The sequence below is a fragment of the Brevibacillus reuszeri genome (assembly GCF_002897295.1).
In the GTDB taxonomy this organism is placed as follows: Bacteria; Bacillota; Bacilli; order Brevibacillales; family Brevibacillaceae; genus Brevibacillus; species Brevibacillus reuszeri_A.
The window spans coordinates 26,693-43,742 of sequence record NZ_BEXF01000012.1 but is presented as its reverse complement, the minus strand read 5'-3'; the positions used below and the strand labels follow the sequence as shown (position 1 = coordinate 43,742).

The 17,050-nt window shown below is 48.4% G+C and carries 20 protein-coding genes; 18 read left to right on the top strand and 2 right to left on the bottom strand.

Annotation, left to right across the window (positions count from 1 at the left end):
* The first annotated feature begins 3 nt into the window (after nucleotides 1-3).
* Nucleotides 4-801 carry a phosphate ABC transporter ATP-binding protein PstB gene (gene pstB / locus C3B52_RS19390; RefSeq protein ID WP_103108052.1) on the top strand — a complete coding sequence of 266 codons (798 nt, stop codon included), beginning with the start codon at nucleotides 4-6 and terminating at the stop codon, nucleotides 799-801.
* 82 nt (nucleotides 802-883) lie between these two features.
* Here the strand turns inward: pstB (C3B52_RS19390) and C3B52_RS19385 are convergent, their stop codons facing one another.
* Nucleotides 884-2,911, bottom strand: a complete 2,028-nt coding sequence (locus C3B52_RS19385) for a methyl-accepting chemotaxis protein (RefSeq protein ID WP_103108051.1) — start codon at nucleotides 2,909-2,911, stop codon at nucleotides 884-886.
* A 211-nt stretch (nucleotides 2,912-3,122) separates the two neighbouring features.
* Between C3B52_RS19385 and pstB (C3B52_RS19380) the strand changes: the two genes are divergently transcribed.
* From pstB (C3B52_RS19380) to C3B52_RS19355, 6 genes are all read left to right on the top strand, one after another.
* Entirely contained in the window at nucleotides 3,123-3,875 is a 753-nt protein-coding gene (pstB, locus tag C3B52_RS19380) for a phosphate ABC transporter ATP-binding protein PstB (RefSeq protein WP_103108050.1), read from the top strand.
* A 93-nt stretch (nucleotides 3,876-3,968) separates the two neighbouring features.
* Nucleotides 3,969-5,261: an arsenic transporter gene (locus C3B52_RS19375; protein WP_103108049.1), complete on the top strand. Its 1,293-nt coding sequence runs from the start codon at nucleotides 3,969-3,971 to the stop codon at nucleotides 5,259-5,261.
* 69 nt (nucleotides 5,262-5,330) lie between these two features.
* Nucleotides 5,331-5,723 carry a hypothetical protein gene (locus C3B52_RS19370; RefSeq protein ID WP_103108048.1) on the top strand — a complete coding sequence of 131 codons (393 nt, stop codon included), beginning with the start codon at nucleotides 5,331-5,333 and terminating at the stop codon, nucleotides 5,721-5,723.
* 5 nt (nucleotides 5,724-5,728) lie between these two features.
* Nucleotides 5,729-6,331: a gluconate 2-dehydrogenase subunit 3 family protein gene (locus tag C3B52_RS19365; RefSeq protein ID WP_103108047.1), complete on the top strand. Its 603-nt coding sequence runs from the start codon at nucleotides 5,729-5,731 to the stop codon at nucleotides 6,329-6,331.
* 49 nt (nucleotides 6,332-6,380) lie between these two features.
* Nucleotides 6,381-7,955: a GMC family oxidoreductase gene (locus tag C3B52_RS19360; protein WP_103108179.1), complete on the top strand. Its 1,575-nt coding sequence runs from the start codon at nucleotides 6,381-6,383 to the stop codon at nucleotides 7,953-7,955.
* A gap of 95 nt (nucleotides 7,956-8,050) precedes the next feature.
* Nucleotides 8,051-8,386, top strand: coding sequence for an ArsR/SmtB family transcription factor (locus tag C3B52_RS19355; RefSeq protein WP_103108046.1), 336 nt, complete (start codon nucleotides 8,051-8,053; stop codon nucleotides 8,384-8,386).
* Nucleotides 8,387-8,464: 78 nt separating this feature from the next.
* Here the strand turns inward: C3B52_RS19355 and C3B52_RS19350 are convergent, their stop codons facing one another.
* Nucleotides 8,465-8,710 (bottom strand): glutaredoxin family protein, encoded by a 246-nt coding sequence (locus C3B52_RS19350; RefSeq protein WP_103108045.1) that lies wholly within the window; start codon nucleotides 8,708-8,710, stop codon nucleotides 8,465-8,467.
* Between the two features lie 263 nt (nucleotides 8,711-8,973).
* On the opposite strand from C3B52_RS19350, the gene C3B52_RS19345 reads away from it, so the two are divergent.
* From C3B52_RS19345 to C3B52_RS19300, 11 genes are all read left to right on the top strand, one after another.
* Nucleotides 8,974-9,234 (top strand): gamma-type small acid-soluble spore protein, encoded by a 261-nt coding sequence (locus C3B52_RS19345; protein WP_103108044.1) that lies wholly within the window; start codon nucleotides 8,974-8,976, stop codon nucleotides 9,232-9,234.
* A 117-nt stretch (nucleotides 9,235-9,351) separates the two neighbouring features.
* Nucleotides 9,352-9,738 (top strand): holo-ACP synthase, encoded by a 387-nt coding sequence (gene acpS, locus C3B52_RS19340; protein ID WP_103108043.1) that lies wholly within the window; start codon nucleotides 9,352-9,354, stop codon nucleotides 9,736-9,738.
* Between the two features lie 240 nt (nucleotides 9,739-9,978).
* Entirely contained in the window at nucleotides 9,979-11,013 is a 1,035-nt protein-coding gene (locus tag C3B52_RS19335; RefSeq protein ID WP_103108042.1) for an outer membrane lipoprotein-sorting protein, read from the top strand.
* 163 nt (nucleotides 11,014-11,176) lie between these two features.
* Nucleotides 11,177-12,610: a hypothetical protein gene (locus C3B52_RS19330; RefSeq protein WP_103108041.1), complete on the top strand. Its 1,434-nt coding sequence runs from the start codon at nucleotides 11,177-11,179 to the stop codon at nucleotides 12,608-12,610.
* A 131-nt stretch (nucleotides 12,611-12,741) separates the two neighbouring features.
* Nucleotides 12,742-13,182, top strand: coding sequence for a hypothetical protein (locus C3B52_RS19325; RefSeq protein WP_103108040.1), 441 nt, complete (start codon nucleotides 12,742-12,744; stop codon nucleotides 13,180-13,182).
* A 2-nt stretch (nucleotides 13,183-13,184) separates the two neighbouring features.
* On the top strand, nucleotides 13,185-14,387 hold the full coding sequence (gene alr / locus C3B52_RS19320; RefSeq protein ID WP_103108039.1) for an alanine racemase: 1,203 nt from the start codon (nucleotides 13,185-13,187) through the stop codon (nucleotides 14,385-14,387).
* Between the two features lie 259 nt (nucleotides 14,388-14,646).
* Nucleotides 14,647-14,946 carry a CopG family ribbon-helix-helix protein gene (locus C3B52_RS19315; RefSeq protein WP_025845698.1) on the top strand — a complete coding sequence of 100 codons (300 nt, stop codon included), beginning with the start codon at nucleotides 14,647-14,649 and terminating at the stop codon, nucleotides 14,944-14,946.
* A gap of 3 nt (nucleotides 14,947-14,949) precedes the next feature.
* The gene (locus C3B52_RS19310) at nucleotides 14,950-15,300 is read left to right on the top strand and encodes a type II toxin-antitoxin system PemK/MazF family toxin (RefSeq protein WP_005830205.1); all 351 of its coding nucleotides are present in this window, start codon (nucleotides 14,950-14,952) and stop codon (nucleotides 15,298-15,300) included.
* Nucleotides 15,301-15,340: 40 nt separating this feature from the next.
* A complete protein-coding gene (locus C3B52_RS37825; protein ID WP_268811894.1) occupies nucleotides 15,341-15,466 on the top strand; it encodes a hypothetical protein in 126 nt (41 codons plus the stop codon).
* Nucleotides 15,467-15,650: 184 nt separating this feature from the next.
* Nucleotides 15,651-16,034 carry an anti-sigma regulatory factor gene (locus C3B52_RS19305; protein WP_373419737.1) on the top strand — a complete coding sequence of 128 codons (384 nt, stop codon included), beginning with the start codon at nucleotides 15,651-15,653 and terminating at the stop codon, nucleotides 16,032-16,034.
* Entirely contained in the window at nucleotides 16,028-17,029 is a 1,002-nt protein-coding gene (locus tag C3B52_RS19300) for a PP2C family protein-serine/threonine phosphatase (protein ID WP_103108037.1), read from the top strand. The genes C3B52_RS19305 and C3B52_RS19300 overlap by 7 nt, the downstream gene beginning before the upstream one ends.
* Nucleotides 17,030-17,050 lie beyond the last annotated feature (21 nt).

The following is a 17,050-nucleotide window of genomic DNA, read 5'->3' as shown; positions in this document are numbered from 1 at the left end:
AGCATGTCCGTACTCACAATGCAAGATACAGTGCAAGACGCGATGAAAGATACGATCATTCAGACAAGGGATGTTTCGGTTTTTTACGGGGAAAAACGCGCAGTTAACAGTATTAACATGGACATCGAACGAAATTCCGTCACGGCCTTTATTGGACCGTCTGGTTGTGGCAAATCAACGCTGCTCAGAAGCTTGAACCGCATGAATGATCTTGTCCCGTCTTGCCGTGTAACAGGCTCGATTGTAGTTGATGGCATCGACATTACGAGTGAGCAGGTAAACATCGAGGGCTTGCGTCAAGTCGTCGGAATGGTCTTTCAGCGTGCCAATCCATTCTTCAAATCGATTTACGAAAACATCGCGTTTGCGCCTAGATTCCATGGCTTGACTGATAGACGCGCCTTGGATGAATTGGTAGAAAACAGCTTGCGCAAGGCTGCGCTGTGGGATGAGGTCAAGGACCGTTTGCGTGATTCAGCTCTGTCGCTCTCAGGAGGACAGCAGCAGCGCCTTTGCATCGCACGCGCCATCGCCATGCAGCCGACGATTTTACTTTTGGATGAGCCAGCTTCTGCACTTGATCCGATCTCTACGATGAAAATCGAAGAGCTGGTGATGCAGCTCAAGGAAGAGTACACCATCGTTATTGTGACGCACAATTTGCATCAAGCAGCACGCATCTCTGAAAAAACGGCGTTCTTTTTGTTAGGTGAGCTAGTGGAGATGGATCAAACGTCCAAAATCTTTACTTCTCCGGCAAATGAAAAGACAGAGGCCTATATTAGCGGCCGATTCGGATGAGACAAACCCCTTCCTTGCAGTGCTAAAGCTGCTGTCGGAGGGGGTTTTGCGTTTGAAATTGTTTTTGAAAAGGAAAAGCCCTCTACGCGGAGGGCTTTTCGATTGTGCGGAAGAAGCGTATTTCCTGTTCCAGGTCTTCAACGATCCCTGTCAGACGCTCTGAGTCGTGCAAGAACTGCTCTGAGAGGGAGAGGCTTTCCTGATTGGCTGCGACCGCTTGCTGGGTTCCTGAGACGACCTCTGTAGCCGATAGGGCGAGACTGTCGACTCGCTCCTGAATGGTCCTGCTTTGGCCGTAAATCCATTCTGACAGCTGGCCGATGGATTCAAACTGAGTTGTGAGGATTTCACTGATCTGTACGGTCTTGGTGAAAATATCGGTAGCTTCGTGAAGCGTGTTAATTCCATCGACAGTAGTGTGATCTGTTGTTTCCAAGCATTCCGAGACGTTAGCCATGCGATGCTCGCCGGCTTTGAGAGCTTGTTGAATACGGGTTGTTGCCTCTTCTGTTTGCTCGGACAGCTGGCGAATCTCGTCTGCGACGATTCCAAAGCCGAGTCCCGCCTGTCCCGCTCTTGAAGCTTCGATACGTGCGTTAAACGATAAGAGCTTGGTTCTTTTTGAGATAGATGATATCAAATCAAGAATTTCCCTGATGTCATTCATGCTTTCCTTCATGGAGGACATGGCGTGAAGCGATGCTCGCATGTCTTCTGAAATTTTTTGCATGTTTTCCTTTAAGTGATCGATGGATAGAGCTGCTTTCGCACTTTGCTCGCGCGACTCCTGATTTTTGATTACGGCTGTTTGCATAGAGTCGTTGATCTCCGACATTTCGTTTGTAATGCTTTCCATGATGGAGTGAATGGTATCGATTTGTACTTGCTGCTGATCCATCTCCATCGACAGCTTTTCTGTGACAGAGACGACCTCAGTCTGCATGGCATGAGAATGGCGTGAGCTTTTTCCGACATGCTGGGCGACTTCCTTGACGTCGGAGATGACGTACTGAATTTTCCCGATAATGGTGCGGATTTGCCCACTCATTCGATTGAAGCTGTCAGCCAGCTGCCGAATTTCATCATTGCTTTTTACATGCATCGTTAAAAATAGATCGCCTTCGCTGAACGCAGCCATTTTCTGTTGAACTTCCTTGATAGGCTGAACGATTTTACGGACGAATAAGTACAAAAGCAGGGCCAGTGCACAAAGGCCAATCAACGAGACGGCCAGGATCGTCAGCTGCAGTCGATTCACTACTTGTTTTACTTCGAGGACCGATTGGACGACGATAATTCCCCAGCGGAGAGAGTCGTCGAAGCGATAGGCGGCAAAGTAGTTCGTACCATTCATGAGCATTTCTTGCACGCCAGTCTGACCGGATAGCACATGCTGCACGACTGGCAGCTGATACAGTCCTGGACGCTGCAGGGCGTAGTTTTGATCTGGATGGGCCACGAGCTTCCCGGTTTGATCGACAATCATGGCGTAGCCAGTTTCCCCTAGCTTGATTTGACCGATCGATTCACTCAGCTTTGGCACAGAGACAAAAGCGACAACGACACCAACAGACTCCTCATCTTCGTTTCGCAAGGCAATCGAGATTGCTATTTTCGGAAATTCAGTCTGTGAAAATTGGAAGACATCAGAAACGTAGGTTGTTGGTTTGTCAAAGGCTCCCTTGTACCAATCTGTTTTTCTGGGATCGTATTCGCTATCGAGCGGAGATCCGGGAAAAGTGACGAAGCGTCCGTCGTTGGTTGCTACCTGTAATTCAGAAATAGTAGGATTGCTTGCTACGATTTCGGAAAAAATGCCAAACGATTGACCGTTCGTTATTTTGCCATTCTTGTATGTAGAAGCATACGATTGTAAGGCAGTGACGATTGTCTTTACCCGGCTGTCTACCTCTTGCAGGGCTGCGCCGGATGCATCCTGCAGTTGTTGTTTTGTTTTTTCATTAAGCATGGCCTCAGATTGGGAACTGATAAAAAAGGCCGTAATTGCCATCATCCCGATAACCATTGTCATGATTCCAAAAAATAGCCTAGTAAAAATAGAACGATAATGAAATGACGAGTTGCCTAATGTACTTTTTTTTCTCAGCATCAAGTGCTCTCCCCTTATTTGACAAAACGTTCAGCTTTATTGTAGGTTTTGCCAGAGGGGGCGTATATGATTTGTCTGCAACATTTACCATAACTTTACCTAGCTCGAAATCTTTATGGAAACTTAATAAACATCACATAGAAGCACAACATTCTGACGCTATAGTGATGGGGTGAAGAATGTTGCAACAAAGAAAAGGAGCGAGGACCCTATGAGCGTTATTTCGGTGCGAGAGTTAAACCTCTTTTACGGAAATAAGCAAGCCCTCTATGATATAAATTTAGACGTAGATTCCCATTCCATTACTGCTTTGATTGGGCCATCGGGCTGTGGGAAATCCACCTTTTTGCGGACGTTGAATCGAATGAATGATTCCGTTCCTAATACAAAGATCACAGGATCTGTGAAAGTCTTTGATGAGGATATTTATAGCTACAATGTAGAAGTGGAAAGGCTGCGTAAAAACATCGGGATGGTTTTTCAGCATCCGAATCCGTTTCCGAAAAGCATTTATGACAACGTGACATACGGCCCGAAATTGCACGGCCTGATGGATCGACACAAGCTGGACGAGATTGTAGAGACAAGCCTCAAGGCAGCAGCCCTCTGGGATGAGGTCAAGGATGTGCTGAAAAAGCCAGCTACGGGATTGTCAGGCGGACAGCAGCAGCGTCTTTGCATTGCTCGTGCCTTGGCGGTTCAGCCGCAAATTTTGTTGATGGATGAACCAACCTCTGCGTTGGACCCGATTTCGACTGCAAAAATCGAGGAGCTGCTAGAGGAGCTTAAAAGCATTTATACGATTGTGATCGTGACGCATAACATGCAGCAGGCAGCGCGTATCTCCGACAAGACCGCCTTCTTCCTGAACGGGGAGCTTGTGGAGTTTGACAACACCCCAGTAGTTTTCCAAAACCCATGTGACAAAAGGACAGAAGATTACATTACCGGACGTTTCGGATAATTCTTTATTGTAGTATGGTAAAAAGAGCGACCATCATGGTCTGCTCTTTTTCTTTTTTTCGACAGGGTTTCTAATAGTGAGGTGAAAGGTACAGTGGTTTGGATTTCCTTGTTCATTTTTGTGGTCACGCTAACGCTTGTCATCTGGCAGCCGCGTGGGTTGTCGATTGGCTATCCGGCGGTAGGTGGGGCCATCTTGGCGCTGCTCACTGGTGTCGTGACAATGACAGATGTAGCAGAGGTAACGTCGATCGTCTGGAATGCGACCTTTGCGCTGATCGGTATTATTATTATTTCTCTTATTATGGACGAGATCGGCTTTTTTGAATGGTCGGCCCTGCACATGGCGCGACTGTCCAATGGAGATGGGCGGCTGATGTTTGTCTATGTCATTTTGCTCGGAACAGTCGTCTCGGCCTTGTTCACCAATGATGGCACAGCCTTGATCTTGACCCCGATTGTGCTGGCGCAGGTTCGGGCGCTGAAGCTAGATACACGTATGGTGCTTGCGTTCGTGATGGCGAGCGGCTTTATTGCTGATACGAGCTCCTTGCCTTTTGTGGTCAGTAATTTGGTCAATATCGTCTCTGCCGACTACTTTGACATCGGGTTCGCTAAGTATGCAGCGCGCATGGTCCTGCCGAATTTGTTTTCTGTGGTTGGTAGCTTACTGGTCCTGTTTCTTTATTTTCGCAAGGACATTCCTAAACGAGTTGATCTGACCCAATTGAAGCAGCCGCATGAAGCGATTCGGGATCAGGGCTTGTTCCGCCTGTCCTGGCTGATTCTTGGCGTGCTTTTGGTTGGCTTTTTTATCAGTGAGTCAATTCATACACCTGTTTCGTTCATTATTACTGGGGCCGCAGCGATTTTTTGTCTGGCTGCGCGGACCAGCAAGGTCATCCAGATGCGGCGAATCATGAAAGAAGCGCCATGGGTGGTCGTCATTTTTTCTATCGGGATGTATGTGGTTGTCTGGGGTGTGCATAATGCGAGGCTGACTGATCTGGTCAGGATGATGCTCGATACGCTGGTGGAGGATGGCCTCCTGGCTACGACGATCGGGACAGGCTTTATTGCAGCGGTGCTTTCTTCGCTAATGAACAATCTGCCGACCGTCATGTTCAATGCCCTTGCGATTACAGGAACACATGCAGAAGGGGTACTCAGAGAAGCAATGATCTATGCCAATATCATCGGGAGTGACCTGGGGCCCAAAATAACACCGATTGGCTCGCTTGCGACCTTGCTTTGGCTGCATGTGCTAGGACGCAAAGATGTGAAGATCACATGGGGGCAATACTTTCGGACAGGGATCGTGCTGACGGTGCCTACTTTGCTCTTTACCCTGCTCGGGTTATACGTGACGCTTCGTTTCATCGGATAGCGCAACGAATAGGAGACCATTTGCTCGGAGAAAATAGGCGCATCATACCGTAAAAGGAGGATGCTTCCAATGTGGCAAGGTTGGCCGATTGAACGCGTGCTGATTTTGTTTGCAGGACTTGCGTTTGCGTTGATCGCGGTTCAGGTCACGCTTTTTCACGCAAGGCAAAATTTTCGTCATTGGGCAATGTGGGTACCTGTCCTTGAGCTTCCCGTGTTTGCCGTAACGGCAATTGTCTTATCCTTCATGAATGCAGGTTGGCTTCGCTGGGTTTTTGCTTTTATGATGGTCATCGGACTTGCGAGCGGAGTAATTGGAGCCTCTTTGCATGCGGCTGGTGTCCGGCAGCGCGTAGGAGGCTACTCGCAAAGTCAGAATTTCCTCGTAGGTCCGCCAATTATTCTTCCCCTACTCATTACAGCCATGTCGGCATTAGGGCTTCTCGCCCTGTTTTGGGGGTGAACGAGATGGCCAAGCATAGTCACTACCCATCCTACGATGTATGGGACCAGCACAAGGAATGGGACGCCCACACGCAAAAAATCGTCGGGAAAAGAAGATCTCCACAGGTTTCCCATCAATTTTTTACAGAGACCGAAGTGCTGCTGCTGCAAACAGTCGTGAGCGTGATCGTGGATGATCACAGACTGGAGGTTCTCACCTTTGTTACGCAGCATCTGGATGATTCGGCTGCAAGCCCGATCGGAGAGTCGCAGAGAAAGGTCGGAGTTCCGCCTAAAAAAGAATTGTACCGTCTTGGACTGGCAGGCGTAGAAGCAGAGAGTCACAGTACATACGGAGCCAGCTTTGTTGCCTTGAAGCCAGAGGAGCAAGAGTTAGTGCTTCAGCGGGTAGCAAGCGGAAAAACACAAAGCGAGCAGGCATGGACCGCTGCTAATCCCATTGATTTTTTCAAGAAGCTGCTGCAAGACACTGTGGGAGCTTACTATTCTCATCCGCTGGTCTGGTCGGATATCGGTTATGGTGGCCCTGCTTATCCACGCGGGTATGTACGTGTAGAAAAAGGTTTGACGGACCCATGGGAGGCGAAAGCGAATGGCAACGGATGACCGGGTTACACATAACAGTGATCATTACGATGGTTACCGCTCGCGAGGAATGGACAAGCGCAAGTATGCGGATGAGGCGGATGTGTGCATCGTCGGGGCCGGAGCAGCAGGCGGGGTACTTGCCAACGAGCTGGCAAAAGCAGGTCTGCGTGTCGTTGTGATTGAAGCCGGTCCGTTTTGGGACCCGCAAAATGACTTTGCCAGTGATGAATTGTCGATGCGCAGGTTAGCGTGGCAGGAGACGCGGCTGGTGGCGGGAAATGATCCGCTCAAGCTGGGGCACAACAATTCCGGGCGAGGCGTAGGCGGAGGAACTGTACATTTTACCGGTGTCTTCCTGCGCTTTCATGAAAGTGATTTTCAGACGAGGACGATCGATGGGGTGGGGGAAGACTGGCCGATCCGTTACAAAGATCTTGCTCCTTATTACGATAAAATTGAAAAAGAAATTGCTGTGTCAGGCCCGGATCATTTTCCCTGGGGAGCTTTCCAAGGTCCTTATCCGTATCCGGTAAGGGAGCCAATCAGTGCCAATGCCCAGCTGTTTAGGGAAGGGTGTGACAAGCTTGGCTTTGAAAGTGTCGTTGCTCCGCTAGCAATTTTGTCCGCACCCTTTGACGGGCGGCCACCTTGTATCAATCGAGGCTTTTGCAATCAGGGGTGCATGCCCAATGCCAAATACAGCGGTCTGATTCACCATATTCCCAAAGCGATTGCCCACGGGGCCGAAGTGCTTTCTGACTGTATGGTCACGGAAATCTTACTGGCAGGTGACCGGGTGAGCGGGGTGCTATTTCAGCATGAGGGCTTGACTCATCGTCAAATGGCGCGGGTGGTCATTCTTGCTGGCTTTGTCGTAGAGACACCGCGACTCCTGCTTCAGTCTACTACTTCACGTTTTCCAAACGGGCTTGCCAATTCGAGCGGATGGGTCGGGAAAGCGATCATGCCTCACTCGAGTCATGATGTCTACGGGCGTTTGCCAGATGAGGTTCGTCTGTACAAAGGAACTCCGGTTCTGGCCCTTACCCAGCATTTTTACGAAACGGATCAGAAGCGCGGCTTTGCCAGGGGGTATACGTTGAGTGCTCACGGCGCAAGACCGGTCGGGATGGCAGGCGCGATCTCGGCAGAGCGGGAGGACGGATCATTTTTATGGGGAAAAAGGCTGCGAGAGACAATGCTCGACTACAACCAGTTTGCGAGAATTACACTTGTAGGTGAGGTTTTGCCGAATCCAGATAATGCTGTGACCTTGAGTGGGAAAAAGGACGAATACGGGATGCCGATTCCACAGGTGACATTCAGCTACGGGGAAAACGACCGCAAGCTATACCAGCATGCCATCGGACAAATGAAGCGAATCATCGAGGCTGTTGGAGGAACTCCCGAGCATGTCGTCTCCGATACCGCTCATTTGATGGGGGGCTGCCGCATGGGAGATGACCCGGGAACCTCAGTCGTCAATGATTTTGGTCAAGCTCACGACATTCCCAATCTTTTCATAGCAGGTGCTTCTACCTTTGTCACATCTGGTGGAGGTAACCCGACAAACACAGTGATGGCGCTGGCTGCGCGTACTGCCGACAAGCTGGTGGAGGCTATGTCCCGTAGAGATGTTTAGCGATCTTTCACGGAACTTTTACGTTCATATCTTCCCGACCTTATAAGGCATATAGTATACTGGGATACAGATATGCAAGGCAAAGGTGGGTTCGTATGGAAATGGATTTGATGCAGGTACTGTTTTTGTCAGAGGTTTACAAGCTGCTTGGTGACAAGACGCGCTTGACGATCATGGCCCTCCTGCAAGTACAGTCCTTATGTGTTCGTGATCTTGTGGAGATTCTGCAAACGTCCCAACCCTCGGTTTCCCAGCACTTAGCTAAGCTAAAGACACATGGTTTGGTCAAAGAGCGCAGAAAAGGACCGTGGGTATTTTACTCGGTCAATACGGAGTGCGCTCCTGCAGTCAAGCAGATTCTTTCACACTTGCCGGATATGTCACCAGTCATCAAACAAAAATCAGCCGAGAATGAACCATCCTTCGGCTGATGCGTCTTAGGAGCGTTGGATCAAACATGATCCAACGCTTTTTTTCGTAGAGGAAAGTTGATGCTCTTTCCTACTCTTTTACAATAAATGTTTTGCTAATTCTTCCTTGTCGAAGCCGTGGACGACAATTTCGTCGCCATTTTCTTTTTTGATATGTGTGACGGGAGTCATGCTTGCACCAAGGTTAATGGCTTCCTGGAAGTAGGTATCGTTTTTACGGATATCTCTGTCTTCAAAAGCAATTTGCTGCTGGGTCAGCCACATTTTTTCTTCCTGGCAAGGACCGCAGGTTGTTTGCGTGTAAATGATTACGGTATGGGCCATGGTATATTCTCCTTTCTCTCGATAAAAACGGAATGGAAACAAATCAATTCGCGTACGACGCAAAAAATCCTGCTCACGTCAACACTTATAGTGCGCTTTCAAAAAGCTCAATTTTCAGCTTTGAGAAAATGGCGAGACGACTTTTAGGATGCCCAAAAGTAGAACCCGCTTTTTCTACCAGTATTCTGGAAAAATGAGGATGGATACGATCGGGGGCCAACGTACAAATTAACTTCAGTGACGTCGAGGAGGTGAAAGGAACAATGCCTAAGCAAAACAATCAAGCTGGAATGAACCAAGCGAATCAAGCGCAAAACACTGCAACTGAATTCGCAAGCGAGACTAACGTATCGGAAGTTCGTCGTCAAAACCAACAATCCGCTGCGAAGTCTTCTTCTCAAACAACAGCTAGCCAAGCTACTGAATTCGCAAGCGAGACTAACGCAGCTGAAGTTCGTCGTCAAAACCAACAATCTGCTGCGCAGTCTACTGCTCGACAATCTGGTGGCCAAGCTACTGAGTAGCCAGTGGATAACGAACCCTCGCAATTTGCGGGGGTTTTTTTGCGTTGCAGCTTGCCAACAATAAATACGAATGATACTGTGAGGCGTGAATCCAAAAGACGGGAGAGAGCCTAGTCGATGATTGTTGGCATTGGTGTAGATATAGTGGAGATTGAACGGATTTCTAAGCTGGTCAAGCGCCAAAAAAATGCGATCAGCCGATTCTTAACGATAGAGGAGCAACAGCTCTTGCAAGGCAAGCCGGAAGCGAGGCAAGCTGAGTTTATTGCCGGACGATTTGCAGCCAAAGAGGCGGGCTCAAAAGCACTTGGCACGGGGATCGGGGGAACGATTAGCTTTCTTGATATGGAGGTCTTGCCGACCGAACTCGGAAAACCGGAAATGAAAATAAAAGAGGAGGTTTACCATAGGCTTGGGCTAGACCCTTCAAATGTACGGGTACACCTGAGCATTTCACACAGCAGTTCTTATGCCATTGCGCAAGTCGTTGTGGAACAAGTTTAAACTTGTCTGCATATTGGGACGAGGATGGACATACATTTATATCGCGTAGATCAGGAGGGACTACCTGCTCTTACAGGAAGAGTAAGTCTTTAGCCGATCAAGCGATATCGCGTCCCCATAGGCAAAAAGCGACAAGTGACACGATGAACGCTGCAAGAGGCGATAGACTGACAGATTTCCCAGGAAATAGACAGGGATGCCCTTCTTTGTCGAAAATTTTGACAAGGAGGAATTCATTAAATGAAACGAGCAGCTTTACCACTGGTGTTATTGTTGGTCTTCTCTCTGCTGCTCGGCGGCTGCTTTGGTCAGAAAACACCAGAAGATGTGGTGAGCGACTTGAGCGGTACGCTGGGGAAAATGTCGGGGTACAAGTCTCAAGCGGTTTTGACTATGCAGACGGGCTCTACGCCGATGGAGTACGATGTTCAGGTCTGGTATGAGAAGCCGAACAACTATCGGGTTGCACTCACCTCCAAGCAGCGTGGCATCACACAGATTATCTTGAGAAATGGGGAAGGGGTTTTCGTCCTGACGCCTCATTTGAACAAGAGCTTCCGCTTCCAAAGTGGCTGGCCAGAAAACAACGGACCACTCTATCTTTATGAAACACTCGCTCGCAGTATTATTGACGATGCTGAGCGACAAATGAAGATGGAAGAAAAGCAATATGTATTCGAGGTCAAAGCCAACTACAGCGGCAATCGTTCACTTACGAAGCAAAAAATTTGGCTGACAGAAGATTTCAAACCTACACATGCAGAGATCATGGATTCCAGTATGCAGCCACTGGTAAAAATCAACTTTACTGAATTTGTGTTCAACCCATCCTTTGATAAGGATGCGTTTGACAAGGATCGCAACATGACAACCAGTTCACTGCCTTCGATCCCAACCATGGGCACCAACGGACAGGTCATGGAGCAGCCTAATAGTCAGTTTGGTGTGATTGTGCCTACCTATGTTCCAGAAGGCGTGAAACAAGGAAATATAGAGCCAGTGACCAAAAATGGTGTGCGGACGGTCGTCCTGAACTACAAAGGCACCTACAACTACAAGCTGGTTGAGGCACGTCCGACCGAAGTCTCGGTCACATATGAGCAGGGTATGCCAGTTAACCTGGGCTTTACAGTAGGAGTCCTGGCGCAGACGGACGACAATCGCCGTATTCTCACATGGGAGCTGGACGGCGTAGAGTTTATGCTGGCGGGAGACTTGCCTGAAGAAGAAATGATTTCCGTGGCACAGTCTACGTACGGTGTCGGCGGCAAATAATGATGGGAGAGGGGACGGTCAAAGCCGTTCTCTTTTTTTTTCGTGACTTTCCCTCAAGTTTTCCACTTTTATCAAAGGGGAATCTAAAAAACCACTTGTACACTTAGTCATGTACCCAAGAGGTACGGTACATCACAACAGCAGATGAAAGGATTGAGTGTATATGTTTAGCAAAGCAAAAATGGGGATGCTTTTGGGAACGATGGCAGCAGTTCTGAGTCTGGGTAGCTTGGGCAGTGCCTTGGCGGCAGATACGGCACAAAAAACGCAAACAACTGAAAATCAAAAATGGAATAAACCTGCAAACGTGAACTTTGCAGGAGGCAAAATGGACCACCGCGGCGGATTCGGCGTGAAGGTTTCTTACAAGGAGAACACGGAGCTGCTTACCCTTCTGAAGCTGGACGCTGACAAGCTGCAAGAAGAGCTGAAGTCAGGCAAGTCCTTGGCAGCTGTAGCAGAAGCGCAGGGCGTAGCTACAGATGATGTGGTAGCACTCCTGGTGAAGCAGCAGGAAGCAAAGCTTGCGGAGGCAGTAAAAGCAGGCAAGCTGACCCAAGAGCAAGCTGACAAGATGACGAAAAATGCAAGTGAGCGTGTCAAAGAGCAAGTAGAGAACATGCATACAGGAAAAGGCTTTGACAAAGGAAGGGGCTTTGGTGGAGGCTACGAGAAGAACGAAGAGCTGCTCTCCCTTCTGAAGCTGGATGCTGACAAGCTGCAAGAAGAGCTGAAAGCAGGCAAGTCCTTGGCAGAGGTAGCAGAGGCTCAGGGCGTGGATACAGATGATGTGGTAGCACTCCTGGTGAAGCAGCAGGAAGCAAAGCTGGCGGAGGCAGTAAAAGCAGGCAAGCTGACCCAAGAGCAAGCTGACAAGATGACGGAAAACGCAAGTGAGCATGTCAAAGCGCAAGTTGAAAATACGCACCAGGGCAGAGGCTTTGGCAAGGCTTTCGGCGGAGGATTTGAAAAGAACGAAGAGCTGCTCACCCTCTTGAAGCTGGACGCTGACGGACTAAAAGAAGCGCTCCAGGCAGACAAATCACTCGCAGCAGTAGCACAAGCGCAGGGAGTATCGACAGATGATGTGGTAGCTCTTCTGGTGAAACAGCAGAAGGAAAAGCTTGCAGAAGCCGTAAAGGCAGGCAAGCTGACACAGGAGCAAGCTGACAAAATGAATGAAAACGCAAGCGTCCGGGTAAAAGAGATGGTGGAGAGCACGCATCAAGGCAGAGGACCGGGTAAAGGCATGGGCTTCGGCTTTGGTATGAACAAAAATGAAGAACTACTTTCCCTCCTCAAGCTGGATGCTGACAAGCTGCAAGAAGCTCTGAAAGCAGGTAAATCCCTTGCGACTATCGCAGAGGAGCAAGGTGTAGATGCAGACGATGTCGTAGCTCTACTGGTCAAACAGCATGAGGCACAAGTAAAAGAGGCGGTAGCTGCAGGCAAGTTGACACAGGAGCAAGCTGACGAGCGCAACGAGAAGCTGACAGAAATGGTTCAAAAAATGGTTGATGGAAGCTTTGAAAAAGTAGTCTTCCCACGCCATGACAAGGATCAAGAAGAAACAAAAGCAGATAACAGCGAGGCGTAATTCGCTTGATCCAACAAATAAAAGAAACTCCATTCATTTGGGGTTTCTTTTGCATTTCTGTCAATTGACACATGACAGCAAAAAAGGATACATTCAGAGTAACTTATATCGATTGAGGTGGCATGCTTTACATGAAAAAACCGACTACCGATGTTTTGTGCCAGGAGGAATCGAGCTACAAGGACATGCTATTGCGAAAAACATGGCGCATGCGCATTAGTGAAACCATCCTGTTTGTTATTGGGATGATGATCCTGGCACAGATTCTTCCAACCAATAACACAACCTTCAAGGTGCTTGCTTTTTCCATTGCGATTGCAGTCGTTGGTCTGTCGCCCTTTTTGTACAAGTCGATTCTGAGACCGATGTACAAGCTGACGAAAACGCATCTGATCATTACCATGTCTGGGCAAGAGACCAGCTACCCGTTATCTGAGGTGGAGCAGATCTACGAAGGACGTCATTTTTACAGACTGGCGGGCAAAAAAGAATCGCTAATGGTTTCCCGGCAGTTTCTCACACACTTAAATGAGCGCTTGTTTTACTATAAAAAAGGGAACAAGAGGAGATAAAAATGAAACCGTTTTGTCGTGACACTTGGGTTGAGGTTGATTTGGACGCCATCCGGGCCAATGTCGAGACGTTCAGACGTCATTTGCCAGAGAGCACAGGCATTATCGCTGTGGTGAAGGCAGATGGCTACGGCCATGGAGCTGTACGTGTGGGAGAAGAAGCGTTGGCGAGTGGAGCAGATTCGTTGGCTGTTGCTATGCTCGATGAAGCGATCGTACTGCGTGAGGCGGGGGTTCAGGCGCCTATTCTTGTGCTTGGGTTCACACCTGCCCGGTCAGTGGAGATTGCCAGTAGATTGAAAGTACAACTGACAGCCTACAACAGTGAATGGATTACCCAGGCCAACGCCATTTTACAACAGGCGAATTTGGAATCGATTGGATTGCACATCAAGGTCGACACCGGAATGGGACGCCTCGGAGTCCGTACACAAGAGGAACTGATGCAGGTAGTAACTGCTGTAGAACAGTCTCCCAAGCTGGACTGGTCTGGCATTTTTACTCACTTTGCCTGCGCAGATGAGCCAGATACTACCCATGTGCGACGACAACACGAAACGTTTCAAACTTTGTTACAATCTTTGCGAGATGCTGGCAAAAAACTGCCCATGATTCACTGCTGCAATACGGCTGCTGCCATTGCTTTTCCCGAATGGGGGTATGATAGCATCCGTTTGGGCATAGGTTTATACGGATTGTATCCTTCGCCTTACATGAAAGAGCGCAAGGATGTTTCGCTTGTTCCAGCCCTCTCGTTAAAAACAAGAATTGCTCATGTGAAAACAGCTACACAGCCAATGACGATCAGCTACGGAGCTACGTATTGTGCGCAGCCTGGCGAACAGGTAGCTACTCTGCCGATCGGGTATGCTGACGGCTTCTCGCGTCTTCTGTCCAACTCGGGAGAGGTACTGTACAACGGTTCTCGCTCACCGATTATCGGCAAGGTTTGTATGGATCAAATTATGGTGAGACTGGAACAAGGGACGGGTCAACCAGGTGATGAGATCGTCCTCTATGGAAAATCGGGCGATGAGGAAATCTCGTTGGATGAGGTGGCAGCACGAATCGGTACCATCAATTACGAGGTTCCCTGCATGCTGAATTACCGGATTCCTCGCGTTTATTTCCGCAACCAGGAAGAGGTCGGTGTTTTTCATCCCCTTACGATGAAGCAGGCTGCTCAAAAAACTGTAAATAACTAGCAAGCGAAATCCAGCAGGAATTTGAATCCGAAACGCGAATACTAGTTAAGCGCAAAAACAGGCTATTCATGTGAAGAACGTTATCGTTGTTTTTCATTATAGGTAGATGTGGCCGCTTAGCGGTTTACAAAGCGGACATGACCGTTTTGTTTCAGAGCGTATGGATAGGTATATTTTTGCAATGGTTTCGACATAATGGTATTGTTCGTACTGACACATTTTATCAGTAGAGCAATCGTAGCGGATGGAAGTTACGGTCATGGTTGGAGGTGGATTTGTCTTGTCGAAGTCAAACACGAAACGCATCATGATCAGTTTGCCACAACACTTGCTTCAAGAAGTTGATGGCGTCATTCAAAAGGAAAAATCCAATCGCAGCGAATTTATTCGCCAGGCGATGCATTTGTATTTGAAGGAGCGTAAGAAACGCACGATCCGTGAGACGATGCAAAAAGGGTACATGGAGATGGCTAAGATCAATCTGAAAATGGCATCGGAGGCTTTTGGCGCAGAGGAAGAGGCTGACCATACTCTTGTCCGCTTAGTTAGCGGGGTGTAACCAATGATTGTCAAACGCGGCGATGTGTTTTTCGCGGACCTGTCACCGGTCGTTGGTTCTGAGCAAGGAGGCGTGCGGCCTGTTTTAGTCATTCAAAACGACATTGGAAATCGATTTAGTCCGACGGTCATCGTCGCAGCCATTACGGCGCAGATACAAAAGGCAAAGTTGCCTACGCATGTTGAGATTGACGCAAAAACATATGGATTTGATCGTGACTCCGTCATTCTGTTGGAACAAATTCGAACCATTGACAAACAACGGCTGACCGATAAGATAACCCATCTAGATGATGAAATGATGGATCGAGTTAATGAATCCTTGCAAATCAGTTTGGGACTTATTGACTTTTAACTACTGGATCAGACCCTTGGAGAGGAAAGCCACTTGAGTAATGCAAGTGGCTTTTTTGCTTGTTCAAATGAATTCATTTTCGCTCAATGATAAAGGTTTTGCTATTGCATTTAGTGATATGTCAAGTTTTTCTGATGCGGGGGGCAGGGAATCCCTGCGCATGTAGCGAATTTAGTTCGAGAAGAATTGTAGACAAAATGTGACACGATTTGCTTTATATTCCGAGGTAGAGAAAAACTTCGCTTCGCATTCATTTTATTTCTACCTATCAAGTGAGGGCGGAAGGGGTTTTTTGATTGTGGCAGTGCTGTTACCCTGAGACAATCAATATTGAAAAAGAGACGGATATTGTGGCAGCTAGACAAGTAGGGAGAAATATGTCGAGACAGCTTGGCTTTGGCACAATCATGCAGTCCCGAATTGCCACCTCCATTTCAGAATTGGCTCGCAATATTTATTTGTACGCAGGCAAAGGAACGATCACCATATCACCGGTAGAACGCAACGGTTCGATCGGATTACAGCTGACAGCCGTCGATGCGGGACCTGGAATTCGTGATATTCGCAAGGCACTTGAAGATGGATTTTCTACTTCTGGTGCACTGGGTGCCGGATTGCCAGGAGTCAGGCGCATGATGGATGAGTTTGACATTCAGAGCTCGCCAGAAAAAGGGACCCGCGTCGTCGTTGTGAAGTGGCACAACCAACCAGAGGAAGGTGGACGGGAATGGTAGCCCGGAGCTTGGAAGAAGAGTATGTAAAAATTCTTCGGGATTACCTGAGTGGCCTCTCGGAAGACCAGCTGTACGGTGCGCAGCAATTAGGGAAATGGCTTCTCTCCAAAGATATTTCGCCAGAGGAACTAACTGACTTGCACGGAAGAGCACTGGAAAAGCTGGGGGAGGTACCAGAGTTTGTGCGGGACTCCTTTTCCATTCTGACCGAAGTAATGATTGAATACGGAATTGAACACAGATCAGTGAATAGCTGGAGAAACCGGCATCAACAGATGGAGTCGGAGATTGCAGTAGCATCCGCTATGCAGCAGACGCTTTTGCCACGTGAGATTCCTGTCTATCCAGACATCGAGATCGGCTTGGTGAGCGTAGCAGCTCATCAGATTTCAGGGGATTTTTATAATGTGATTGCTCAGGACGACCAGAGATTTTGTCTCACCATTGCCGATATTACGGGAAAAGGAATACCGGCAGCGATGTGCATGTCCATGCTGAAATATGCCATGGACAGTCTCGGGGAAATACAGATGGGTCCAAACGATATGCTTCGCCATCTTAATCGGGTTGTGGAGCGAAATATCGACAGTAGTATGTTTGTCACTATGCTTTTGGGAAGCTACGATACGAATACTCATCGCTTTCGTTATGCGGTAGCAGGACATGAACCAGGCTTTCTTTACCGGGCGAAAACGGGCCGTTTTTACGACCTGGAGGGCCAGGGTGCGGCGCTCGGACTTTGTCCTGACACGGAGTACGAAGAGTACGAGATCCACCTTGAGGAAGAAGATGTTCTGATTCTTCTGACTGATGGTGTAACTGAACGCAAAATTAACCGATATTACTTGCAAAGGGACGAGCTTGTATCCTATTTGCAGGCAGAGGTAGGCTCATCGGCACAGCATATGGCCGATGCAATCTACAGCAGGCTGCTTCTGCTTTCCCAGTTTGAACTGCCAGATGATTACACCATGATTGTACTACGAAGAAACTGAGCAAAGCTCGGGAGGGAGCCT

Bases quoted from the DNA above. Each gene is read 5' to 3' on its own strand.
- pstB (WP_103108052.1), top strand. From the start codon at position 4: ATGTCCGTACTCACAATGCAAGATACAGTGCAAGACGCGATGAAAGAT.
- C3B52_RS19385 (WP_103108051.1), bottom strand. From the start codon at position 2,911: ATGCTGAGAAAAAAAAGTACATTAGGCAACTCGTCATTTCATTATCGT.
- pstB (WP_103108050.1), top strand. From the start codon at position 3,123: ATGAGCGTTATTTCGGTGCGAGAGTTAAACCTCTTTTACGGAAATAAG.
- C3B52_RS19370 (WP_103108048.1), top strand. From the start codon at position 5,331: ATGTGGCAAGGTTGGCCGATTGAACGCGTGCTGATTTTGTTTGCAGGA.
- C3B52_RS19365 (WP_103108047.1), top strand. From the start codon at position 5,729: ATGGCCAAGCATAGTCACTACCCATCCTACGATGTATGGGACCAGCAC.
- C3B52_RS19360 (WP_103108179.1), top strand. From the start codon at position 6,381: ATGGACAAGCGCAAGTATGCGGATGAGGCGGATGTGTGCATCGTCGGG.
- C3B52_RS19355 (WP_103108046.1), top strand. From the start codon at position 8,051: ATGGAAATGGATTTGATGCAGGTACTGTTTTTGTCAGAGGTTTACAAG.
- C3B52_RS19350 (WP_103108045.1), bottom strand. From the start codon at position 8,710: ATGGCCCATACCGTAATCATTTACACGCAAACAACCTGCGGTCCTTGC.
- C3B52_RS19345 (WP_103108044.1), top strand. From the start codon at position 8,974: ATGCCTAAGCAAAACAATCAAGCTGGAATGAACCAAGCGAATCAAGCG.
- acpS (WP_103108043.1), top strand. From the start codon at position 9,352: ATGATTGTTGGCATTGGTGTAGATATAGTGGAGATTGAACGGATTTCT.
- C3B52_RS19335 (WP_103108042.1), top strand. From the start codon at position 9,979: ATGAAACGAGCAGCTTTACCACTGGTGTTATTGTTGGTCTTCTCTCTG.
- C3B52_RS19330 (WP_103108041.1), top strand. From the start codon at position 11,177: ATGTTTAGCAAAGCAAAAATGGGGATGCTTTTGGGAACGATGGCAGCA.
- C3B52_RS19325 (WP_103108040.1), top strand. From the start codon at position 12,742: ATGAAAAAACCGACTACCGATGTTTTGTGCCAGGAGGAATCGAGCTAC.
- alr (WP_103108039.1), top strand. From the start codon at position 13,185: ATGAAACCGTTTTGTCGTGACACTTGGGTTGAGGTTGATTTGGACGCC.
- C3B52_RS19315 (WP_025845698.1), top strand. From the start codon at position 14,647: ATGGTTGGAGGTGGATTTGTCTTGTCGAAGTCAAACACGAAACGCATC.
- C3B52_RS19310 (WP_005830205.1), top strand. From the start codon at position 14,950: ATGATTGTCAAACGCGGCGATGTGTTTTTCGCGGACCTGTCACCGGTC.
- C3B52_RS37825 (WP_268811894.1), top strand. From the start codon at position 15,341: ATGCAAGTGGCTTTTTTGCTTGTTCAAATGAATTCATTTTCGCTCAAT.
- C3B52_RS19300 (WP_103108037.1), top strand. From the start codon at position 16,028: ATGGTAGCCCGGAGCTTGGAAGAAGAGTATGTAAAAATTCTTCGGGAT.